We start from the raw sequence: 22,360 nt of genomic DNA on the forward strand, positions 1-22,360 counted from the left end.
TTCCTTATTCAAAAGTTTTAAGATAGTCCAGCTGTAATTGCCTAAACAGATTTTTATCTCTCAGATAATCATCTTCATCGAATGCCCTATCGGACATCACAAGCAATACTGCTCCTTCACCAAATTTAACAGAGGACCAGGTCATCCTTGGAAGATACAAGGCCTCATTTTCTTTATGAAGCTTAAATTGGTATTGCTTGCCGTCAATGCATTCGAGGTTAACATCAACTTCTCCTTTCAGACAAATTAAAAGCTGATTTTCCTCTTTATGGGCATGTATCCCACGCTGATTACCATTAGGCACGTCCAATATCCAGAATGATCTACGAATGGGAAAAGGGAAAAGGCCATCTCCTTCAAAAAAGGTGAGTTTGCCAGTTTCAGAAACATGGCTATGAAGGTATATCAATTCAGGCCTTTGAAGTTTTGTTTTCATGAATCCAAAATTAACTTATCCAGTTAAATCCACCTATCCCCATCCGATTTTATTAATTTTGGCGGAGAAAGGATTTCAGTAATATGTCGGCAATCAATCAAATTGACACTTATTTGACATTAAAGGAGGATTCCGAAGGCCTCTACAAAGAGAAGGGCAGCAAGTTTTTGGCTTTTGCCTATCCTGTAAGGAATGAAGCCGAGATAAAAGACAAATTGGATCAGTTAAGAAAAAAGTATTACGATGCAAGGCACCATTGTTATGCTTACATATTGGGTAAAGACCAGTCAATTTTCAGGGCAAATGATGATGGCGAGCCCAATCACTCGGCAGGAGATCCCATTTTGGGTCAGATTAGATCCCATCAACTCTGCAATGTCCTGATCGTCGTAGTGAGGTATTTCGGGGGTACCAAATTGGGTGTTGGTGGATTGATACACGCCTATAAAACAGCCGCTTCGGATGCCATTGCCAACAATGAAATCATTACCGCTGTACTGCATGAAAGAGTCAAACTTGATTTTGAATACCTCAATATGAATGAGGTCATGAAATTGATCAAAGATTATGAGCTTCAGATCATTGAACAGCATTTTGAGAACCAATGTCAAATCATACTGGAAGTAAGACAAAAGCTTTTGGAAGAAATTACAAATAAAATCTCAGATTTGAATGGAGTGGAAATACATAACCTGGGCGACTCTTAAAAACAAGAACCAATATGCCCTTTAGTGCCCTTTTGTAGTTAAAAATCAAATTCAAATAAGATCTTACGCCATATTTAGTCTGTGGTAAATGTTTGGTTTTAAATGGACCCACGACAGTAATAAAAGCCCACAAAAATTCCGCTCCACTTTCCAAATCCTACCATCCAACTTCTCCCTTAAGGTCCAATTGTCTAAACATTGTTCCGATTTATCACTCATAGGTCAGGAAGTCCTTGATACATAAAACTTGGCACTTGGTATCTGGAACAAAATACCCCCTTCCTAAATCCAAAATCAACTCAATTTCACCTATTGAACAACTGATCCAAATATCCTTGATACTGAAGCTTTTTATATATTTCCAAACAAACCCATGCATCAGTAGCAGCATAGAGCATTTGCTTGTCAGTCAATTCTGTTGCCTCCCAGTTTGAAACCTGTTCTGATTTGGATATCCGCATATTCAGAACCATTGCAGCAAGATTTCTCACCCCCACATTTTCAAAGCCGACCTTTTTGAGTTCATCATTCAGATCAAAAAAACTTTGGGGCTGGAAACCAATGGAAACTTTTCTTAAAGCCCTCAAATCATCCAAAACAGCAGCACCGATCTTGATAATACGGGGTTCTTCCAATATTTCCTGGATCAAGCCCGGCATACCAACTTCATTGAGCCTAATTAAAAAGGCCACATCATTAGTCGCTAACTGAAGTAAGGAAACATAATATTGGGTACCTTTTCGAAATGAAGGCCTGGTCTCTGTATCAAAGCCCAGCAATTTATGCCTTGAAAGTTCATCGGCTACTTCCTTGATTTGATCTAAAGAATTGACCAAAACGATTTCACCATCAAACTGTCCAAGGGGTAATTCGTTAATTTCTTCCTTAGTGATTTTCTTAAGGATCATAAAGCCAATTCTTTTTTGATCTCCATCATTTCTTCTTCTGTATAGAAGGTCATGCCCAATTTAAAGTATCCGAACAAAATGGTCATGAAGGGAGATATGATATTGAAAAAACAATAAGGTGCGTAAGTTAAAGTAGCAACACCCAGTACGGATGCCTGGGTAGCACCACAAGTATTCCAGGGCACCAAAACTGAGGTCACTGTAGCACTGTCTTCCAAAGTACGGCTAAGGTTTTCAGGTTTCAATCCTCTTTTCCTGTAAATATCAGCATACATTCTACCTGGCACAAGTATAGCCAGGTATTGGTCAGAAGTAGTGACATTGAAAAACACGCAGGTGGCAGCAGTGGAGGCTACCAAAGAACCCACTGAATGAACCTTTTCAATAATAGCCTCAGCCAATACTTTTAACATGCCACTTTCTTCCATTATACCACCAAATATCATCGCACAAATGATCAACCAGATCGTGTTCAACATTCCGGACATGCCTCCGGTAACCAAGAGCTCATTGACCACATCATTACTCGTAGTAATGCTGATTTCTCCATACAGAGCCATCATTACAGCTTTGTAAGACTGATAGAGGAAAGTACCCCCCTCCTCACCGGAGATGATAGAAATAACCTGTGGCTGGAAAATAATTGCAAAAACACCTCCCAATAATGCCCCTGCCAATAAAGCAGGTACTGCGGGTACTTTTTTGACTATCATAATGAGTACCAACACAGGTACTATAAATAACAATCCATTGATGTTAAAGTTCTCAACAATGACAGCTGATATTTCTTTGACCTGGGATACCGAACCTTCGGCTCCAGAAATAAATCCAATTACCCCAAAAATCAGCAATGTAATCAATATGGAAGGAACGGTGGTTTTGGTCATATGACGGATATGTGTAAACAAATCTGTTCCTGCCATCGCAGGGGCCAGGTTGGTGGTATCTGATAAGGGTGACATCTTATCACCAAAATAAGCTCCGGACAATATTGCGCCTGCAATAATTCCCTCACCAAAGCCCAAAGCCTTTCCAATCCCCAATAATGCCACGCCCACTGTTGCTACAGTGGTCCAGCTGCTTCCTGTAGCTACAGAAACTATGGCGCTCACGATACAGGCCGCGATCAGGAAAATTGTTGGATTAAGAATCTGCAAACCATAATAAATCATTGCCGGAACAATCCCGCTCAACAACCAGGTACCCGCCAAGGCTCCTATCAAAAGTAAAATCAAAATACTGGACATGGCTGATGAAATACTTTTGACAATACCATCCTGAAGTCTGTCCCATTTGATTTTCAGCCTGAAAATTGCCACCAAACCTGCTATGGCAGAGGAAATTACAAGAACAAGCTGATTAGACCCAGACAAGCCATCTGTGCCAAAAATCATAATATTGACAACCAATAGGACAATTAAAAACAATATAGGAAATAAGGATTCCAGCAGGGATGGGGCTCTTCGACTAGTTGACATTCAATAAAGATCAAAACATTTTAAAATCTGAAATTAATAAAATTTTGCAATATCAATGTGCATCGAACAGATTTACCATCTCCCTGGCGGTCTGCCATCCTATTGCAACTCCCATTCCTCCCAAACGGACAGCAATACCTACATCCGGATTAATCAACTTGACCAAGGGTCTTTTATCCGGCCCAAAGGCCATTATTCCTGACCATTCCATTTCTATTTCAGGCATCCCATGAGGAAAAATAATTTTTTCCATAATTGAAATGAGGTATTCACGGATTTTTGGATTTATGCCAAATTCAACCGTTTCTTCACCTTGAAAATCCTTATTTCTTCCCCCTCCCAACAACAGCCTGTTGTCAATGTTTCTGAAATAGACAAACCCTTTATCATAATGAAATGAACCTTTCCAAGGGATTTCCTTTTTCATTGGAGCAGTGACCAGCACTAGTCCCCTGCCCGGTCTGATATCTAGATCAGGTAATAGTGACTTGGTAAATGCATTGGTACATATGGCCAATTGCCGCGATTGGAAAAAAAGGGGCATACCGGCGGCATCAGTAACTTCTACCCTCTTTTCATCTGGGTGAATGGCCAAAACCTTACATCCGGTTAGGATTTTTATCCTCAGCTCAGAACTTCGCTCCCATAAAGCATTGAGAAACTTACCGCTGTCTAATTCTCCTTCAAATGGATTTTTAACTATAGCTTTTACTTCTTTTCCAAAACCCATACTTTGGAAACTATCAAGCACTTCAAATACATTATTCCCAAAAATGGGACGGAGCATTTCGTTTACCTGATCCAATTTTTCCAAAAAATGGATTTCCTTATCTGTAATCAGTTCAAATCCCCCATGTGGCTTATAATCAAGCTGGGCATCCCCAAATTTTTCCCTTACTCCCAAGAGCCCCTCATAACGTCTCTGAACTAAGCCAAGTACTTCTTGTTCAGTCAATACGTCCAGGTCATCCAAAATCTCAGTCAAACTGCCAAAACAGGCAAATCCTGCATTTTTTGTACTGGCCCCTGAAGGAAACAGCCCCCTTTCCAGGACCAAAACTGATCTTTCAGGGAAGCGCTCTTTATATTGGATTGCAGCAGATAATCCCACAATACCTGCACCGATCACTATTAGATCTTGGTGAAGGAAATTTTTTTTCTCCCAATAACTCAGCATTAGAACATCATATATTTCAGGCTATTTATTAAATTCATGGATATTATCCAATCATAAGCTTCTAAACCCCAAAATACCATGAGAAAAATTGATGAACTACTTTATGAATATGGACTCAGTCATCAAAATGAGACCAATAAAACGATACATTGGATTTGTGTACCTGCTATATTTTTTAGCATAGTAGGTTTGATTTTCAGCATTCCGTCTGAATTTTTGGGGGGCTTATTGCCCTTCCTTGGAAGTTTTGCCAATTGGGCAAGCCTGGTCCTCTTGGTTGTCCTTTTCTATTATGTTTCTTTATCTCCTCCCCTTGCGTTGGGCATGTTCTTTTTTTCAGCAATTTGCCTTGCCTTGGCCAATTTGCTGACATTGATTTCTCCAATTCCACTTTGGGCATTAAGTATTGGAATTTTCGTCATTGCCTGGATCTTCCAATTTTGGGGACACAAAATCGAAGGGAAAAAACCATCCTTCTTAAAAGACCTGCAATTCTTGCTTATTGGGCCCGCATGGTTAATGCATTTTATCTATAAAAAACTTGGACTGGCCTATTAAATCAAATCATTCAAAGTCTATTGAAATACCCACCAATAAGGCCTTCGACGAAGAGTCCTTTTGCCCTGAGCCCTTCGCTCACAATCAAGGCATTCTATAGGATATTCGTTAATGGGTTTCCCAACTACAAACCTGCACCTATCAGGCAGGAAGAAGGGCACCTCATTACTGGTAGTAAAAACCCTGGTTTTTCTGACTTTTGCCACTTCAAAAATCCCCAATACACGTTCTTCAGGATTGGAAGGATTTCGGATATTCCCAATAACTGGTGCGGGTGGCGTGTCAAAAATACCTCCTTGGTTGGAAATGGCAATTCTTATCCTATCCCAATATTCGAAAGTCCGCTGATTGATGCTGTACTGATTGACCGTGACAAAAAATGGATACAAAAATGAATCATCAACATTACGTGAACCAAAAAATAATTCCAATGTACGGGTCTGGGAGTTTACCGAGCTAAACAAGTTGATTCTATTAGCTTCAATCATACCCTGGATGAAACAAGGATCAGGTTCAGGAGAAGGAAAACCTACAGAAGGAGGGTTCAACAACGGCCAAAAGTAAGTTTCTTCAGCAGTCCACCTCAAAAATACAGGCTCTGATATATTGGGTATTAAAGAAGTGCCAAAGGCTTCAAAAATTGGAATATTGATTCTGTCTGCCAAAAGCTGGGTTGTAAACCTGAAATCCACGTTGTCTTCCGCATTAATTTCAGGCATTCTTTCCATTTCAGATTCATATACTTCATTCCCAATACTTACCCTTAGCCCATAAGATTTGCCTGGGGTTCCAAAAAAATTCTCCAATCGATATTCTCCTCCACCTGCCGAAAAGAATGTATGTACTTGCCCATTCTCCTCTACCAAAACAACCAGAGCATTGTCCAGGCCTTCCTGGTTCAAACCAAAATTTCGTGTGATTCCCACATTGACAATATGGGTAGAGTCCAAATCTGTAAACAATCCGTAAATAACTACTTGACCACTGACTGTTTCTCCAATAAAATCCAGGGCATCTACACAGGATTTCCCAATCACCATCAAAGAAATCAGCGATGCAATTAACAAAAGGCGTTGAATAGGTTTTCTCATGGTTATTAAAAGTTAACGCTGTAAGTGACAGAAGGAAAAATAGAACCCAAAACAGACAACTGGTAAGGCCTCAACCTCCTCGATTGGTTCTCCCGCTGGAAAAAGACCGAATAAGCATTCCTTCTGCTCATTACATTATAAATAGAGAAATTAATAGCGTCATCCCAATTACGAACTATACCATTGGTAAGGTAAGAGAAGTCCAATCGTATGTAATCGGGAATCCGGAACTGATTTCTATCTCCAAAATCAGGTATAAAAATTCCGGCAATGATATAATTGGTCGATGGAGCTGTTACAGGTCTTCCTGTAGAATAATTGAAGGAGGCATTAAAAAACCTTTTCTTTCCCAGGTTGATACTACTCACTAAAGAAAGTATATGAGGGCGGTCAAAATTAGTGGGAAACCATTCTCCCCTATTCACCTGGATTTCCCTGAATGGGGAAGTCGTACGGACCAATGAACGGCTGTAGGTGTAAGATAACCATCCCGTTACAATTCCTCTGTTCCGCTGAATTAAAAGTTCTATGCCATAAGCCCTCCCTTCTCCCTGAACCAACTCAGTTTCAATGTGGGGATTCAAAAATAAATCAGCAAAATCCCTGTATTCTAATTGGTTTTCGGAAATTCGATAATATCCTTCTAATGAAGTGGACCATTCATTTTCATTGATGTTTTTGAAGTATCCTAAGGAATAATTATATGATCGCTGTGGCAAAATATAAGTTGTACTAATTTGCCATAAATCTATCGGGGTAGGCCCAGTAGCATTTGAAATAGTCTGGAGGTATTGGTTCATTAGGGAAGCACCTGCTTTGATGGATTGAGTTTCATCTAAAGACCATCTAAAAGAAATTCTTGGTTCAAACCCTGAATATGACACAATAGGACCGGACTCAAATGCCAGCCTATCCATGATATTCAACCTGGATACCGGTAAATTTTCCTGATAGAGGAATACAGAATCAGGACCATTCTGTTGATAAAAAGAGTAGCGGGCACCAACAGAAAGAGAAAAGTTTTCGGAAACAGTCCAATCCAGACCAATAAATGGTGCCCATTCAAAGCCTCTTTCTTTATTGACCTTTCCGGGCAATATGCCAGAAGTTTCATTGAAAGGTTCTCTTTGTTCGGGTTTCATTTGATAATTGACGGCCTCAGCCCCAAAAGTCAATTCCACGGACTCGGAGGTCCACAAACCCGATAATTTGGCCTGCTGGTATTCCAAGCCGTTGGTAATCCGAAAACCATCGTTGATAGTAGGTTCGAAAAACTGGTTGGAAAAATTACCCAAAGCAACCAATCCAATGATAGAAAAATTATCGGACACAAGATTTTTACTCGTCAGCGAACTAACAAAGTTATTCCATTGAAAACCAAATTGATCTGAATATTGAAACCTGTCTCCTGTATTGAGAAGGTTAAATTCAATCGTGTTTTTCTGAGAAAACTTATGACTGATTCCACCATAAATATCATGGAAATTCAAACGGCTGTCCTGCACATCTAGCTGATCAACAGTACTGAGTTTCCAATTTAGATTAGACCGTCTCAAAGCAGCTATCATACTGGTTTTTTCTGTTTTGATGGGGCCTTCCAGCATCAGCCTCGTGACAGCTGAACCAACAGAAACTGTACCTCCCCAATTTTCAAAATCTCCATTTCTGGTCTGAATGTTCAGTGCAGAGGCACTCCTGCCACCAAATTGGGACGGCACATTTCCTTTATACAAACTGAAATTCTGCAGGACATCCCCATTGAAAGCTGACAGAAATCCCAATGCGTGATTATTGGACAAGACAATGGCTTCATTCATCATGATCAGATTTTGGTCAGCTTGTCCTCCACGGATATTAAGCCCACCGGAACCTTCACCAACAGAAGTGACGCCCGGCATACTTTGCAAAACATTAAAAACATCAGGTTCCCCAAGCAACGCGGGAACCAACTTAAGTTCTTCAATATTCATTTTGGTAACACCTGTAATAGGACTTCTCACATTTCTATCCCGCTCCTCAGACATCACCGTAAACATCTCTAATTGAAAGTCAAAATTACCCAGTGTTACATCCAAGACTGCATCTCTAAAAATATTCACAATAAAAAAATCAGCATTCTTACCAAATCTCCTAAATACTATCCTATGCCTTCCAGAGTCCAAGGAGAAAACATACTGGCCGAAATTGTCTGTATTGATTCCAGTAAAAAATCCATCGATATGAACAGAAACATTTTCCAAAGGCATACCTGTTTCTTTACTGGTTACTGTACCCGTCAGTAAATATTTTTCTTTTTTGAGTCCTCCCTGATGTTCAAAATAGATCTCTTTAAATTCATTCTGGGCATTACCCTTTGAAAAGAAGCAATTCACTAAAACAAATAACAAAAAAAGCTTTTTCATACTAAGAACAACCTAAACCAAATCACTAATTCAAATTAAATCATTTAAGGGGCTGATAAACCTTAATCAATTCATCAGTTTCATTGTCAATAAAAGTGTATCAAACAACTGAATTTAAACCCATTACACAGTAAAAATCAGACCTTTACCATGTTCTGACAAGACAAGTATCAATCAGAACTTCTTTATCACAACTCACAAGTAAAAAGAAGTAGAACAGTAAGAAAACAGTTGAAAAGCCCTTTCTCATATTCATAAATATATTCACAAATAATCAAACGAACAAATTAATATATGAATACCTAATTCAGATTCTCAAATATTGGCAATAGGTTCCTCAGCAAATCCATGAACTTTTTTTGTTTTTTTCAATGATTTAGTCTGACGGGGTTATCGGACAAAATTTTAAGAAGACTTTTTAAATTTGCTTGGGAAACGAAAAGAACTACTGCCTTAAATGGTTCCTAACAGGAATAATAAAATTGACCCGTCATACAAATCATGCGAATATTTCTTGTGATTTTGTATCTTACAAATTCGCAAATTTAGATTGTGTGGAAAAAGTACTCGAGAACAGGAAGTTTCCCGAAATATTAAGTATTGGTTACCAATTGAAAAGTTTCTTTTATGTTTAATTTCATTTTTGCCGCTGTAGAATTCCCCATGCTTTCTGATATTGTATGGATCTTTGGATTGGCTACCTTAGTTATCCTGGTCTTTATGCGCCTAAAAATCCCCACCATAATAGGATACCTATTTACAGGGGCTTTGGCAGGACCGTATGGGCTTTCTTTAGTGCAAGCTTCCACTACAGTGGATGTTTTGTCCGAAATTGGGGTGATTCTTTTATTATTTGTAATCGGCATGGAGTTTTCATTGAAAAGCCTCATGGCCATCAAAAAGGCTGTATTTATAGGTGGAGCACTGCAGGTTTCCCTGACCATTTTGGCAACCACTTTTTTGTCCTATTTCCTGGGCTTCAACTGGAACGTCTCTGTTTTTATCGGGTTTCTTTTTTCTCTAAGTAGTACTGCAATTGTGCTCAAACTTTTGCAGGAAAGTGGTCAGGTAAATACCATTTCAGGAAGGACTACCTTGGCCATCTTGATATTTCAGGATATAGTGATAGTGCCATTGATGTTGTTCACACCTATGTTGGCCGGTGAATCTGACAATGTGGCCTGGTCATTGTTTTTGATGGCTTTCAAAGGTACTTTGGTGATTATCCTTACCCTATTAAGTGCCAAATACCTGGTACCTATCTTACTCTACAGAATTGCCAAAACCAGGAATGAAGAACTTTTTCTTTTGAGCATCATAGTGATATGTTTCGCCGTAGCCTATGCAACATCTTTGTTGGGACTGTCTCTGGGACTAGGTGCGTTTTTAGCTGGATTGATTATCAGTGAATCAGACTACAGCCATCATGCAACTGGGAAAATACTACCATTTAGGGAAGTTTTTCTGAGTTTTTTCTTTGTATCAGTAGGAATGCTATTTGATATAACCTTCCTATTCGAACACATCATTCCTATTTTGGGTCTTACTTTATTGACCTTTGTTATCAAATTCATCACTGTAAGTATATCCGTTAGGGCTATAGGACAAGGTTTCAAAGAGGCTTTTATTGTAGCATTCTCTATTTTCCAAGTTGGTGAATTTTCACTGTTATTGGCAAAAGTTGGTTTGAACTATGAACTTTTAGACCCTGAAACGTATCAATACTTCCTTGCGATTTCAATTTTGACCATGGCCATTACACCATTCATTCTGAAAAAAAGAGAAGATTTTTCCTGTGGTATTTTAAACTTACCCCTTCCAAGCCAATTGAGCAAAAAATTTGGAAATATGAATTTCCCTCAATTGGAACTCGATGAAGATATAAAGGACCATTTGGTCATAATTGGATATGGATTGAACGGTCGAAACCTATCCAAAGCAGCAAAATCCGCAAAAATTCCTTATGCCATCATCGAGATGAATCCGGTGACCGTCAAGGAAGAATCTTTAAAAGGAGAGCCCATTACTTATGGTGATGCGGCGAATGAGACCGTTTTGGAACATGTCAATATCCATAAAGCCAGGGTAGCAGTAATTGCCATCTCCAATGCCGAAGCTACTAAAAGGATTATCTCCACCATCCGCCATTTGACCCAAACGCCGTATATCATTGTAAGGACAAGGTATGTCAATGAAATTGATGAAAATCTGAAATTGGGTGCAGATGAAGTAATTCCTGAAGAATTTGAAACTTCCATCGAAATTTTTACACGGGTATTGGGCAAATACCTGATCCCAAGGCATGATGTTGAAGAATTTACCGAAGAAATCAGGTCTCATAATTATGAATTGTTCCGAATTCCTTCCAGTGAACCTAGGCCAAATGTGAAAATAAACCTTCCTGAAATCAATTTTGTGGGAGTAATGGTCGAAAGGGACAGCGGCAAATATATCAACAAGCCCCTCAAAGAAGCAGGTATCCGCGAAGAATTAGGAATCAATGTGGTGGCCATAAAAAGAGAAGGAAAAATCATCACCAGCATTAAACCTGAAGAAAAACTCAAATTAGGAGATATAGTCTATGTCGCAGGAAGTCCTCTATCTTTGGAAAAATTTGAAGCTGCAGTTGAAGTGGACTGAAGATATTTATTCGAGAAATTGGAACCTCCTCAACCTGTTCATAGCATTCCGGTTATAAGGTGAATGGATATTATTTATAATGGATTTCTTTTCCCTGGCGGTCAATCTCCAGTTTAAGGAAGCCCTTATGATATCCTGCTCTTGTTGTTTGAAACCGCCCTCCTCATCAACCAGTCCTCTTTCTTGGAGGTATTGCATGGTGGAATACTCAAATTCTATCCTTTCTAAGGGGAAATCAACAGATTCCTGCATTCTGGTAAACAATACCTCATTGTGGAGGGTCTGTACATTATCCCAATTGATGTAAATATTTTTGAGTGGGGTAAAGAATTTTTCAAGAATTGTCGGAGGGTATTTTTGGTCAATCTCAGAGAATTTTTCGGAATCCCTGATTGTCAGTAAAAGTACCCCTGATGTATTCACTTTAATCCATTCCTGAAACACATTAACGAATTTCAATGCATCCTGCATTCCAAAATTATCTGAAAGTCCCGCATCCATAATTTCCATTTGGGGAGAAGATGGCAATTGGATATTTGGAGTGATAAATGGGAAAGTGGCACTCATCCTCAAAGCAGTTATAAACCGTAATGAAGCAGCGTCATTCTTCCTGAAAAATCTCTGAAAATCTATTCCCTGACTTTTCTCATTGAGACCTTCAGTCCTCTCCATAGAAATCCCCATATAGGATACAGAAAAGGGGGAAACATAAAGTTTGCGGCCATCATTGGTAATCAATGGGGCCAAAGCCATCATCGGGATCTTTGCTTCATATTCAGGCAAAAAATAATCTGAAATTGGCTTATCCAACAAACCTTTGGTATTGATATTCAATTGATTTTCAAAGGCAAAACCCCTGTCCTTAAGGTACCTTCTTCCATTGTATTCAAAAAACTGATTCCTGAACAAGAGGTCATTGACCAATAAAGTGAAAATGATCGGGTTTAGGTTATCTGAAGATATCTGATCCAGATATTTTGCATCAAACAGGTCAATTGATGGATCAGATTGTGAACGGTAAAACAGTTCCCTGAACATTGCCGCACCTATCAATCCACCTGAGGCTCCTGATATGAGTTGGGTGTGTTGGAAGAGCTGATTTCCGGAAACAGCTTGCGCGTCCTGAAGAACTTTCAAAGACCATAAGGCTGCCCTTTGCCCACCCCCACTAACTGTAATCAGAACCATTTTGGGTTTGGAGCCAAGGGGAAACTTGGCCTTCCAATTTTCAAGGATCTCCGTGGTAAGATTGATGTCCTTTTCAACAGAATCCCGGTGCAGAATTTCATTAAGGTGAACAAGGTTGTAGGCTGATGGTTCTTTGCTATAATCCAAACCAAAAGCTTCATGAGGTCTATTGAACCATTCAGTATTGGAAAGAGAGTTGAATATTAAAACAAGCCCGACAACTGTAGGTGTTCCCCATTCACGCAACCAAAAAGATATAGCCCCTACCAACATAGTAGCAATGGCCAGTAATAGAATACCGCTAGCTGCAGCCGGAAGTTGTAAGTAAGGATTCTCCCTAAAAATTCCCATAATCAGGATCAAACTGATGAGGGCAGTTTGGATGATAACCATATGGAGGTGATTCTGGTCAAATACCCTCAGCAATTGCTGACCTTCAAATCCTGAAAGATCCTGTCTGACCGGTTTGATACGGAAGGAAATATCCAAATAGTCCAAAACCTTGTTTTTGGCTCTTTTATTTTCCTTGATCCGCTTGAGCATATTGGCCCTGGATATTTTAGTTTTTCTCAATTGCTTTTCTACCGAATCAGCAAAAAGCACAAAGAAATCTTTGTTGGTAATTCCGAAATACAGAAAAAGCAAAGAAAATGTAATCAAGGTTCCGCTGATAAACCCTGTAAGGTATTCCCAAATGATCCAATTATCTTCATGTTCATTATCCAGCTGAAAATGTAAAAATCCGATCAAATAGATGATATAAAAAAGTAAAGGGATAATTGAATTATTCAGGCAATATTGGAGAAATGGCTTGGGAATAATGGCAAGAAACTTAAACCTTGGACCATCCAAAATGTAAGTAGTCATGTGGAAGGCCATAGTGAAAATGGCAAAAGCTACGCCCACCAGAAAAAAACTTTGAAAGGACACTTTGTTGAGGTATTCAGGATCCAGAAAAAGGAAAGGAATGCCCAGAACTGTCCCAAACTGCTGAAAAATTATCAATAACAAAAGGCCCCAAGATATCAAGAGCAATAAATTCTTCTTAAGGTGAAGAAAAAGCAACTGAACCGGAAAACTGTATAAAATCTTATCCCACATAGACCATTTATTCATTCAAAATATAATGGAATTTTTATTGAATTCTAAATCCGGAATTTCATTGTGCCTTTAAGGTCAATCCACTACCTTCGCTACCGGAAAATAAATTTCGGAATATGAGAATTTGGTTTTTGTGTAAGGTGAAATACGCCAAAGAAAATGAGCAGGGTCTATTGAAGAATGTTTCTGAACAATATCTGGTTGACGCTGTATCCTTTACCGAAGCAGAAGCAAGGATATATGATATGCTTGGTTCTACAATTAGAGGTGATTTTCAGGTCACCAATATCTCAAAAAGTAATTTTGTGGATGTTTTTCCTTATGATGATATTGATATATGGCACAAGTGCAAAATCACTTATGTGGTAGCAGATGCAGACAGTGGAAAAGAGAAAAAAGTGACCCAGTATATGTTGGTGACTGCCCATGATGTCAAGGAAGCCTATGACCGTATCCACGAAAGCCTAAGCAATATGTTGGTTACTTTCCGGGTACCTGATATCACGGAAAGTCCTATAGTGGAAGTATTTCCTTATGAAAGAGATGATGAAGAACTATTGCCCCCTCCACCCTCCAATTTGAAGCCCTTGAGTGAAGTCAAAGCGGAACAGGAAAGAAGGGAAGCTGTCAGGCAGGAAAATATGGAAAAACATTCCTACAATCAGGAAGAATTGCCACGACTGGTAGAGTATGAAGATGAGGATGACCTAGAGAACATATAATCAAAAAAGCATCTATAAAGGCCTGGTAAAGAAATTTGCCAGGCTTTTTTTTGTATGACTAGTGGACAAAAATTTCAAAATGAGGACGTAAAGAAACTGATTGATTACAAATTGTAATAAAACATGTTAAAAGGAAGTTTTCATGATGATTTTCCTAAAAATTATACTCCCATTCTCTAATTATTTAAGAAATTATTTTTCAATTCCTAAAAAAAAACTATATTTTTAGAAATCAAGGTCCGGAATTCTACCCCTATGAAAAAAAAATTCTTATGCTTGTTAACCCTTTATGCATTGTTTTCATGTTCTGACCCAATTGAACCTAGCCTAGAACAGGATGCGGAAAATTTCGAACTTTTTGATTTTGATAACGGTCAAAGTAATGAAGAATTTATATTGGGATTGGAAGTTATTGGTGATAAACTTTTCTTTCTTCATACAAACTTCCCTGGCTTTATTGATAAACAACATCGTGCTGCCCCACTTTGCTGCCTTACTAGTGATCTAAATAACCGGTTTAAGCCCTCTTTCACCGAGAATTATATCATACATCCAATTGAAGATTTAAATGGACTTGTTGTATTCCCTGTTGTCCCCGGTGAATTAAGGACCATTATTTTTGATGAACTACTTGGCGATGAATGGAAAGGTGCCAGATTGGTAACAGGTTTCCAAAAAGAACACTTCCATTCGGAAAAGAATTTTGACCTCAACGGAAATCACCTCATCCTGAATCTTCAAAAAGACGGAAATCTCGCAATCCTAATTTTGGAAATAAATTTCGGGACAGGTTTTCATCAATTGGAATTGAAACAGGTAACCGAAATAGGCAATTTGGGTTTAGAGTCCCATTCAAATTCGGGATTAATTATCCAAAGTATAAAAAAATACGAAGACCGATGGATAGCTCACATCCGTAGTACTGGGAATGGAATGGGAGAAGGCAATTCCTACTTAATTTCCAAGGATGGCGGCACAGAAAAACTACCTGGGCCAACCCTAGGAAGCACCAACTTCAGGTTTTATGATTTTGCAAAATTAGGTCCACAGGAATACCTTATCACTGAATCACCTATTGGAAGAATTTCTTATGGCAGCTCCCCTGTTTCAGAAAACAAAGCATATATTACTGAGATCAATGGCCCCTTGGTAATAAGGTCAGATGGCCAAAAGGGACTAATTTTTATTCCTGGAACCAATGTAATAGCCTCAATTGAAAACTTCAGGGAAAATGGAATTTCCAATCATCAACTGAAGCAATTAGACAACACCGGAATTGCAAATGATCAGATTTATGATGCCCAGTTCTTTGAAAATAAAGTTTATATAGCCACAAAAAGTGGCCTTTTTGTAAAAAGCCAGGAAAACTTCTGGGAAGAGATCAGATTACCTTGATCAAGCCCTCAATTGATTATCAATCACAAACTGGATCAAATCTTCCAACTGAACTCCTGCCCTTTGGGAGGCATCTGCAATGTCCTCCCGGCTAACCTGAGCAGCAAAACCTTTGTCCTTTAACCTTTTCTTTACTCCTTTGATTTCCATGCCCTCATAGCGTTCGGGGCGCATCAAAGAATAAGCATGCACAAAACCAGAGAGCTCATCGAATGCATAGAGCATTTTATCCATTTCAGTCTCCGGATCCACTCCAAAATAGCGAGGACCATGGGAGGCAATTGCCTTGATCATTCTTGGATCTTGATTTCTGGACTCCAATTCTTCAATAATCTTCCTGCAATGGTCATCCGGCCACTGATCCCAATCTGCATCATGCAAGAGCCCAGACAAATGCCAAAGTCGTTGGGTAAATTCATCGTAACCCTTTTCCGCAGCAAATGCCTTCATCAAATGACCTACCTGTTGCATATGAAAGATCAATTTTTCATTCTTTACCCAGCTATTTAGCAAATCCATGGCCTGGGAAAGGGACATTACATTTCCTATATCTTCAATTCGTCCAAACTCAGATCTGTTCAGGGGATGTGTTAAATTCATTTTAAATGTAATTTTTTGTTTTTTGAATATTTTTATTTGTTTTTAATACAACAATGGGTAAATTAGATAAACTTTTAGTAAATGAATCCAGATATTCCTTTAATGCAATCTCGTGAAGATAACCTCTTTTTATCATCCTATTTATATTCCATCATATTGGATTCAAATAATAAAATTGTCCATGCCAATCGAAAGTTCATCAATCAATCACACCAAAAAAGTATTGTTGTGAAAGAACAATATTTCGAGGATAGTATTTTCCCGGATGATTTTATGAAATATAACCAACTTGTGGAAAAAGCATTATCCCAAAAGGAAAGGAGTTTTATCATTGATCTAAGAAAACTCCAGCCTGATGGATCTGATTTTTATTGGACAAGGTGGGAGTTTTCAATTGAATTAAATAATGGTAAATTAATTCATATCCATGGTATAGGCCATAAAATCCAAAAATTCACTGACAACAATATGGACTTACCCTTGGGGATAAAGGATATGGATATCAAAAATGAAATCATAGAAGGACTATTTAATAATAACCTGATTGGCTTTTGGCTTTGGGATATTCCAGGCCACAGCGACCAGATAAGCCTTTCATTATATCACATGTTAGATATTTCCCATAATGGAGAAAAATTGACTAACCGTCCATTATGGAAAGAAAAAATCCATCAGGATGATCAAAACATAGTAAATCTTGCATTGAAAGACCATTTTGAAACTAAAGGTAAAAATCCTTTTATCAGTGAATTCAGGTTGAAGTTGGGTCAAGAAAAAGAAATTTGGGTGACTGCTTATGGTAAAGTAATTGAATGGACTTCTGAAGGAGAACCCAAAACCATGGTTGGAGGATTTTTTGATGTTTCAGGACAAAAAAGATCAGAGGAACTCTTTAAAAAACAGAAAGACTACATCCAACAACTTACCTTCAGTCAATCCCACTTTATGCGTGCAAGATTAGCAAATATCATGGGTATCCTAGAGGTAATTCAGCAAGAAAGCAAAGGAAACCACCATGATCATTTTATAAAAATCATAAAATCTGAAGCCAGAAAATTGGACAATGCTATAAAAATGAGCATTGCCCAATCTACCCAGCTTCAAAGTGATGAAGCTACAATCAATTTACCTTTAAACCCAAACGGAAGCTGATATTGCTCCAGGCAAAGTGTATTGCGCCTTCTTTTTGACCCAGTGATTCTACTGTGAATTTTAATTGCTCCTGAGGCTGGTCCAAATTAACCGGTGTAACTTCCCAACGATGGACATCAAGGTTGGCATCATAATCATCAGCCAAATGCTGTTCATAGTTGGTATTTAAAATAACTGTCCAACGGTCTTTTCCGGGAATAGTAAATAAGGCATATTTCCCCGCAGGTATCAATTTCCCTTCAATTTCAAGATCTTCATTGAAAGAAATGCTTGTGGCAGAATGTGCGCCAGTCACCCAAACTTCATCATATGCCACCAATCCGCCGAAAATTTCTCTACCCCTGACACTTGGAGCAGAATAATCGATATGCACATGGTTCGACCCAATATTGGCCATGGCTGCAGTCCTTGGACTTTTGGAATTAGAAGTACCTGTTGAAGCACTGTGGTCATGATGTGCATGCTCATCTTTAGCCAGTTCTTTCTCCTCGTTTTTATTGGAAGAGCAGGAAATGATCATTAATGAAATTACAAGAATGCTGATTTGTTTGATTGACATAGTATATTTTGATTAATTTAATTCTTCATTTGAAAATTTGAGAAATATGCCTAATGGGAAATAAGATGGAAAAATCCCTGTGGCGAAATAAAATAGAAATAATTCTTATCCTACAAATAGCTATTATCCCCACTTTAGGGATTCAAATTCCAATACTTGCTTAATCTTAGAACACTGTTTTCTATTTATAATGGGGAATTAGCCAAATAACTCGGCAATCTTTATTCCACCTTATTTCTATCTTATTTCCATTTTATTTCCACCTTAATTCAATCTCTTTTTAATAGTTAGTGATTATGCCCCGCGGCTGCTTTCTTCTCTCCGGAAGTAGAAGTTACTCTTTTGCCAGGCTGATAAGTATCCTTTACCTCTCCACAGGTAAGCATCATGTCTCCAAAATAGGGATTGCGGATTTCCTTCTCCCCACTTAACCAATAGGCTCCTTTGTCCCTAAATGCCATAGGGCAATATTGCCTATAAATGGTGTTATCCACTACACCGAAATATTCAACAGCCTCGATCAAGTTATCTGAAAGGATTTCAAAATACTTACGCTGCTCTTCCACATCAGCTGTCTGTGCAATTTTTTCCAAACTACTTTGTATGGGCCTAAGTAAGTCCATCCATATATCATGTGCTTTGCCCTCCAAAAGCTTCATATCCAATTTTGCCAAACTGGCTTTTGCCGGACTGATGGTGTTTTGGGTTTCTTTGGCATCAGTTTTCACCAAAGCATTTTTGATAGGGAAATAAGCCTGTACAAAGGCAGTCAATTGGGCTTTGAATGCTTCCGGAACTTCAAGTGACTTCACCTCCGGCCTGAGCATCATGCTGTAGTTTCCGCTCAACTGGGCAGCCGCATCCACTGCAAACACCCCGTTACTGACTACCTGCTCACCTTCTTCCAGTCCGGACAATATCAGGTAATCTTCTCCTACTCTTGGCCCAAGTTCGATTTCACGCATTTCAAATGCAGGTGCTTCTTTATTTCCTACTTGCACATATACCACAGACCGGGGACCTGTCCAAAGGATGGCCGTCCTGGGAACCATCAGACCGGACTGAACCGATTGTGAGGTAGAAATGGTAGCTGATACAAACATCTCAGGTTTCAGTTCAAAATTGCGGTTGACGGCTTCCGCACGTATGCCCACAGTACGGGTATCAGGGTTAAGTACCGGATCAATGTAAGTTACCTTAGCTTTGAATTCTTTTCCCGGATAGGCAGAAACCTGGAAATTCAGGTCATTACCTTTGCGAATAGCTCCCAAGTCAGATTCATAAGCATCCAAAATTACCCAGACAGTACTCAGATCCACAATTTCAAACATGGTGGTTCCTCTGTTTACAAAATCTCCCACTGCAATATTTCTGGCAATCACTACCCCCGCTACATCTGCATAGACATCAAACTGACTTTGTACCTGCCCTGAATTTTCAATTCTGGCAATCTGCTCTTCGGATATCTTCCAAAGCCTTAATTTCTCTTTTGCTGCTTGGTAAAGGGCAGGCTGTCGGTCTTTGATTTTGGCAGTTTCCAAAAGTTCTTTCTGGGCATTTACCAACTCTGGGGAATACAGAGTGGCCAGCTTCTCCCCTCTACGTACTTCCTGTCCCGTGAAATTGACAAATAGTTGGTCTACCCTACCTGCATAATTGGCAGTAAGGCTTTTTACCCGCTGTTCATTGACCTGGATTTTACCTGTTATGGTGAGCTTTCCTGATCCTTCCCCTGATTTCACCCTGGTCAGCTGCACATTGGATAGGGCCATCGCCTCAGGTGTCATTTCCAGCACAAATGGGCTGTTGCTACCCGAATTATTGCTCACTGGTGTCAGTGCCATGCCGCAAAGCGGACATTGTCCAGGTTCGTTCTGACGGATCTGAGGGTGCATAGAACAGGTGTAAACCGTTCCGTCTTCCGCTACATGGAAGTGTTCATGATCAGGATGATCATCCGTCCCACGGATCAACCAACCTGCCAGGCCACCGAAGATAAGGCAGCCTATTATAATGATGAGTATGTTTTTATTTGTTTTCATGTTTTTAGATTCAAGACATAAGACACAAGATTTAAGACCTGTTTCGTGGCATTAGTTCAACCCCTACAGGGTTAATTCCCAAACTCAACACTTCTCGTTACCTCGAATTTCATTCGGGGCTATTGACAAGTTTGACCCTGCCTGAGAGAATGGTAAGGCACTTCGTGGTTGTCAAGCTTTTGATTTCCAATTAACCTTAACTTATTTTAATTTTATTTTCACTTTATTTTAACATATTTCAAACTCCTACCAGTGTTTCCACTCTGGCAAACTGAATTTCCCTTTCAATCTTCGTATTCAAAAGATTCAATCGAAAGTCCAATAGTTCACGCTGGATATTCAGGATTTCCTCGAAAGAACTTCCTTCAGTGGCATATGCGGTGACGGAGAGTTCAAGTGTCTGCTCAGTAAGCCCGATCTGCTCCTCCAAGAGTATAATCTTTCTGTCAGCATCTTTGATTGAGGCCAAGATCTTTTCAAACTCAGCTTCCAGATTTCTTTGAAGGTCCTCTTTTTGTCGCTCATTGGCTTGCCAGTAATGCTTTGACTCATTTGCCATGGCTTTGTATTTTTTACGGTAAATCGGCAGCGTCACCGTTGCCATAGGCATCACCATATTGTTGCCCATGCCAGCAGGCATATAGTACATATCATCCGCATGACCTACCATACCTGATTCAGGTCTAAAAGAAAAGACCATGTAATTTAGCCCCAATCCAACCATTGGTTTACCTTCCAACTTGGCCATCTCTCCTTGCTTCTGATAGGCCAGGCCTTCTTTCTCCAGCATCAAGAGCATGGGGTTAGTTTCAAGAATTTGCTCTAGCATCGCTACTTCCCAGCCCAATTCTTTTTTGCTATCCAATTGACTTTCAATTTTGACAGTTTCGTTTTTTCCCCTTCCAAGCAATTGGTTAAAGCGAACTAAAAGCGGTCTTTTATCCACTTCCAACTGTTGCAGGTCGGACTCCAGTGCTTTGATCTGCACCTGTAATCTCAGGACATCGGTCAGCTTCCCTGAGCCTGAACCAGAGCCCATCCCTGACATGGCGGAAGCAGATCTGGAGGATTGGCCCATTGAGGCGGAACTGCCGGCACTTGCTCCCCCCATTCCCATTCCATCATCTGAGCTGCCTTGTTGAGCTCCTCGGGAAGGCCTTCTGACAGCAGAAGTTACCGAAGATACGGCTTCAGCAGTATTACCACCTTGATATCTAATGATAGCCAAGCGCTCCAAGGACTTCAAAATCTCCAAATTTGAAGCAGTGATATCGATGGTATTCTGGAGCTGTTGCAACTGGAAATAGGTTTCCTTAACTTGATAAAGCAGCAGGTTTCGCTGCTGTCTGAACTCTTCATATTTTGCTTCAGCCATCAGGGTCGCTTCATCCTTTTGGGTTTTGAGCATCCCAAACCAAGGGAACATCTGCATCACCGAAGCCTCAGCCCTTTGATTTCCCATCAAGAGTTCCATTGGTCTGGTAAATACACCGATATTCAATTGGGGATTATCCAATGCGACTTGATTAGGTTTCTCCAAAGAAGCTTGATAGACTTTGAAGCTGCTCTGTAAAGCAGGATTGTTTTCGACTGCCTCTTCTATATATTTTTCCAGTACCTGACTTTCCGCAACTCCCACATGAATAACCACAAATACTATTAGGAATAGATATTTGTAGATATTCGATATTGATAGATATTGATTTGGATCCCAATCTCTTTTTCTTGAAGAAGAATAGGTTAACCTATTATAGATCGTTATTTGTTTCTTCATTTCAATTCATTTTTTGAATTGTAAATTGATTTGATGTAGTTATTTAGTTTCACAGCTAATTTTTCAGCTGTATCCCTTGCATCATTAAACTCAAAATCAGAAATCACACCCCTTTCATGCATCAAGCTCAACCAATGATTTACAGACTCTAACTTGGAACCTCTACTATTGTACAAAAACCTGATCCTGTCTAAATAATGATACCTTCCATATGCTTCCGCTATATTGGCACCAATGGAGTCAGAAGATTCTATAAATTGATCTCCCATAATTTTTTTCATTTGCCAATTCAAGTTTGAATAAATGGACCATGCCTTTTTTGATAATTCTCTTGCCAATTGATAGACCTCTAAGTCTTCCAATTTTATATAATCTTTATTTTCCCCCATAAATCCATAATTTGCTTAAACCACTGATTCCCATAATAATA

At 39.3% G+C, this 22,360-nt stretch carries 18 protein-coding genes; 6 read left to right on the plus strand and 12 right to left on the minus strand.

Annotated elements, in window-relative coordinates:
- Nucleotides 1-4: 4 nt before the first annotated feature.
- Nucleotides 5-436 carry a sugar 3,4-ketoisomerase gene (locus CLV48_RS17765; RefSeq protein ID WP_106568638.1) on the minus strand — a complete coding sequence of 144 codons (432 nt, stop codon included), beginning with the start codon at nt 434-436 and terminating at the stop codon, nt 5-7.
- Nucleotides 437-519: 83 nt separating this feature from the next.
- On the opposite strand from CLV48_RS17765, the gene CLV48_RS17770 reads away from it, so the two are divergent.
- On the plus strand, nt 520-1,143 hold the full coding sequence (locus tag CLV48_RS17770; RefSeq protein ID WP_106568639.1) for a YigZ family protein: 624 nt from the start codon (nt 520-522) through the stop codon (nt 1,141-1,143).
- A 305-nt stretch (nt 1,144-1,448) separates the two neighbouring features.
- On the opposite strand, the gene CLV48_RS17775 is transcribed toward CLV48_RS17770, so the two are convergent.
- The 3 genes from CLV48_RS17775 to CLV48_RS17785 are packed head-to-tail and all read right to left on the minus strand — an operon-like array spanning nt 1,449 to nt 4,706.
- Nucleotides 1,449-2,051: a 3'-5' exonuclease gene (locus tag CLV48_RS17775; protein ID WP_106568640.1), complete on the minus strand. Its 603-nt coding sequence runs from the start codon at nt 2,049-2,051 to the stop codon at nt 1,449-1,451.
- The gene (gene nhaC / locus CLV48_RS17780; RefSeq protein ID WP_106568641.1) at nt 2,048-3,529 is read right to left on the minus strand and encodes a Na+/H+ antiporter NhaC; all 1,482 of its coding nucleotides are present in this window, start codon (nt 3,527-3,529) and stop codon (nt 2,048-2,050) included. Before nhaC ends, CLV48_RS17775 begins: the two co-directional genes overlap by 4 nt.
- 52 nt (nt 3,530-3,581) lie before the next feature.
- Nucleotides 3,582-4,706 carry an NAD(P)/FAD-dependent oxidoreductase gene (locus tag CLV48_RS17785; RefSeq protein ID WP_106568642.1) on the minus strand — a complete coding sequence of 375 codons (1,125 nt, stop codon included), beginning with the start codon at nt 4,704-4,706 and terminating at the stop codon, nt 3,582-3,584.
- Between the two features lie 78 nt (nt 4,707-4,784).
- On the opposite strand from CLV48_RS17785, the gene CLV48_RS17790 reads away from it, so the two are divergent.
- The gene (locus CLV48_RS17790; protein ID WP_106568643.1) at nt 4,785-5,264 is read left to right on the plus strand and encodes an Mpo1 family 2-hydroxy fatty acid dioxygenase; all 480 of its coding nucleotides are present in this window, start codon (nt 4,785-4,787) and stop codon (nt 5,262-5,264) included.
- A 17-nt stretch (nt 5,265-5,281) separates the two neighbouring features.
- On the opposite strand, the gene CLV48_RS17795 is transcribed toward CLV48_RS17790, so the two are convergent.
- Both CLV48_RS17795 and CLV48_RS17800 read right to left on the minus strand, forming a co-directional pair.
- Nucleotides 5,282-6,355 carry a DUF4249 family protein gene (locus CLV48_RS17795; protein WP_106568644.1) on the minus strand — a complete coding sequence of 358 codons (1,074 nt, stop codon included), beginning with the start codon at nt 6,353-6,355 and terminating at the stop codon, nt 5,282-5,284.
- Between the two features lie 5 nt (nt 6,356-6,360).
- Nucleotides 6,361-8,757, minus strand: a complete 2,397-nt coding sequence (locus CLV48_RS17800) for a TonB-dependent receptor (RefSeq protein WP_106568645.1) — start codon at nt 8,755-8,757, stop codon at nt 6,361-6,363.
- Nucleotides 8,758-9,384: 627 nt separating this feature from the next.
- Between CLV48_RS17800 and CLV48_RS17805 the strand changes: the two genes are divergently transcribed.
- A complete protein-coding gene (locus tag CLV48_RS17805) occupies nt 9,385-11,397 on the plus strand; it encodes a monovalent cation:proton antiporter family protein (RefSeq protein ID WP_106568646.1) in 2,013 nt (670 codons plus the stop codon).
- 6 nt (nt 11,398-11,403) lie between these two features.
- On the opposite strand, the gene CLV48_RS17810 is transcribed toward CLV48_RS17805, so the two are convergent.
- Nucleotides 11,404-13,686, minus strand: a complete 2,283-nt coding sequence (locus CLV48_RS17810; protein WP_106568647.1) for a patatin-like phospholipase family protein — start codon at nt 13,684-13,686, stop codon at nt 11,404-11,406.
- A 116-nt stretch (nt 13,687-13,802) separates the two neighbouring features.
- On the opposite strand from CLV48_RS17810, the gene CLV48_RS17815 reads away from it, so the two are divergent.
- Together CLV48_RS17815 and CLV48_RS17820 are read left to right on the plus strand one after the other, a co-directional pair.
- Nucleotides 13,803-14,408 (plus strand): DUF4494 domain-containing protein, encoded by a 606-nt coding sequence (locus CLV48_RS17815; RefSeq protein WP_106568648.1) that lies wholly within the window; start codon nt 13,803-13,805, stop codon nt 14,406-14,408.
- Nucleotides 14,409-14,663: 255 nt separating this feature from the next.
- The gene (locus CLV48_RS17820) at nt 14,664-15,803 is read left to right on the plus strand and encodes a hypothetical protein (RefSeq protein WP_106568649.1); all 1,140 of its coding nucleotides are present in this window, start codon (nt 14,664-14,666) and stop codon (nt 15,801-15,803) included.
- On the opposite strand, the gene CLV48_RS17825 is transcribed toward CLV48_RS17820, so the two are convergent.
- Nucleotides 15,804-16,403, minus strand: coding sequence for a hydrolase (locus tag CLV48_RS17825; protein ID WP_106568650.1), 600 nt, complete (start codon nt 16,401-16,403; stop codon nt 15,804-15,806).
- 81 nt (nt 16,404-16,484) lie between these two features.
- Here CLV48_RS17825 and CLV48_RS17830 point away from each other — a divergent pair, with 81 nt between their 5' ends.
- A complete protein-coding gene (locus CLV48_RS17830; RefSeq protein WP_106568651.1) occupies nt 16,485-17,555 on the plus strand; it encodes a PAS domain-containing protein in 1,071 nt (356 codons plus the stop codon).
- On the opposite strand, the gene CLV48_RS17835 is transcribed toward CLV48_RS17830, so the two are convergent.
- The 4 genes from CLV48_RS17835 to CLV48_RS17850 form a co-directional block, all read right to left on the minus strand.
- On the minus strand, nt 17,524-18,114 hold the full coding sequence (locus tag CLV48_RS17835; protein ID WP_106568652.1) for a DUF2911 domain-containing protein: 591 nt from the start codon (nt 18,112-18,114) through the stop codon (nt 17,524-17,526). The two genes, CLV48_RS17830 and CLV48_RS17835, sit on opposite strands and share 32 nt — an antisense overlap.
- 287 nt (nt 18,115-18,401) lie before the next feature.
- Nucleotides 18,402-20,156, minus strand: coding sequence for an efflux RND transporter periplasmic adaptor subunit (locus CLV48_RS17840; RefSeq protein WP_106568653.1), 1,755 nt, complete (start codon nt 20,154-20,156; stop codon nt 18,402-18,404).
- Between the two features lie 238 nt (nt 20,157-20,394).
- Nucleotides 20,395-21,930, minus strand: a complete 1,536-nt coding sequence (locus tag CLV48_RS17845; protein WP_106568654.1) for a TolC family protein — start codon at nt 21,928-21,930, stop codon at nt 20,395-20,397.
- Complete coding sequence (locus tag CLV48_RS17850; RefSeq protein ID WP_106568655.1) at nt 21,927-22,319, minus strand: four helix bundle protein; 393 nt, start codon at nt 22,317-22,319, stop codon at nt 21,927-21,929. The genes CLV48_RS17845 and CLV48_RS17850 overlap by 4 nt, the downstream gene beginning before the upstream one ends.
- Nucleotides 22,320-22,360: the final 41 nt, after the last annotated feature.

Source organism: Cecembia rubra (assembly GCF_003014575.1).
GTDB lineage: Bacteria > Bacteroidota > Bacteroidia > Cytophagales > Cyclobacteriaceae > Cecembia_A > Cecembia_A rubra.

What these genes read in the sequence shown, in the direction of transcription:
- CLV48_RS17850 (WP_106568655.1), bottom strand. Translation starts at nt 22,319, where the DNA reads ATGGGGGAAAATAAAGATTATATAAAATTGGAAGACTTAGAGGTCTAT.
- CLV48_RS17820 (WP_106568649.1), top strand. Translation starts at nt 14,664, where the DNA reads ATGAAAAAAAAATTCTTATGCTTGTTAACCCTTTATGCATTGTTTTCA.
- CLV48_RS17830 (WP_106568651.1), top strand. Translation starts at nt 16,485, where the DNA reads ATGAATCCAGATATTCCTTTAATGCAATCTCGTGAAGATAACCTCTTT.
- CLV48_RS17800 (WP_106568645.1), bottom strand. Translation starts at nt 8,757, where the DNA reads ATGAAAAAGCTTTTTTTGTTATTTGTTTTAGTGAATTGCTTCTTTTCA.
- CLV48_RS17775 (WP_106568640.1), bottom strand. Translation starts at nt 2,051, where the DNA reads ATGATCCTTAAGAAAATCACTAAGGAAGAAATTAACGAATTACCCCTT.
- CLV48_RS17770 (WP_106568639.1), top strand. Translation starts at nt 520, where the DNA reads ATGTCGGCAATCAATCAAATTGACACTTATTTGACATTAAAGGAGGAT.
- nhaC (WP_106568641.1), bottom strand. Translation starts at nt 3,529, where the DNA reads ATGTCAACTAGTCGAAGAGCCCCATCCCTGCTGGAATCCTTATTTCCT.
- CLV48_RS17790 (WP_106568643.1), top strand. Translation starts at nt 4,785, where the DNA reads ATGAGAAAAATTGATGAACTACTTTATGAATATGGACTCAGTCATCAA.
- CLV48_RS17815 (WP_106568648.1), top strand. Translation starts at nt 13,803, where the DNA reads ATGAGAATTTGGTTTTTGTGTAAGGTGAAATACGCCAAAGAAAATGAG.
- CLV48_RS17810 (WP_106568647.1), bottom strand. Translation starts at nt 13,686, where the DNA reads ATGTGGGATAAGATTTTATACAGTTTTCCGGTTCAGTTGCTTTTTCTT.
- CLV48_RS17805 (WP_106568646.1), top strand. Translation starts at nt 9,385, where the DNA reads ATGTTTAATTTCATTTTTGCCGCTGTAGAATTCCCCATGCTTTCTGAT.
- CLV48_RS17795 (WP_106568644.1), bottom strand. Translation starts at nt 6,355, where the DNA reads ATGAGAAAACCTATTCAACGCCTTTTGTTAATTGCATCGCTGATTTCT.
- CLV48_RS17825 (WP_106568650.1), bottom strand. Translation starts at nt 16,403, where the DNA reads ATGAATTTAACACATCCCCTGAACAGATCTGAGTTTGGACGAATTGAA.
- CLV48_RS17765 (WP_106568638.1), bottom strand. Translation starts at nt 436, where the DNA reads ATGAAAACAAAACTTCAAAGGCCTGAATTGATATACCTTCATAGCCAT.
- CLV48_RS17785 (WP_106568642.1), bottom strand. Translation starts at nt 4,706, where the DNA reads ATGCTGAGTTATTGGGAGAAAAAAAATTTCCTTCACCAAGATCTAATA.
- CLV48_RS17840 (WP_106568653.1), bottom strand. Translation starts at nt 20,156, where the DNA reads ATGAAAACAAATAAAAACATACTCATCATTATAATAGGCTGCCTTATC.
- CLV48_RS17845 (WP_106568654.1), bottom strand. Translation starts at nt 21,930, where the DNA reads ATGAAGAAACAAATAACGATCTATAATAGGTTAACCTATTCTTCTTCA.
- CLV48_RS17835 (WP_106568652.1), bottom strand. Translation starts at nt 18,114, where the DNA reads ATGTCAATCAAACAAATCAGCATTCTTGTAATTTCATTAATGATCATT.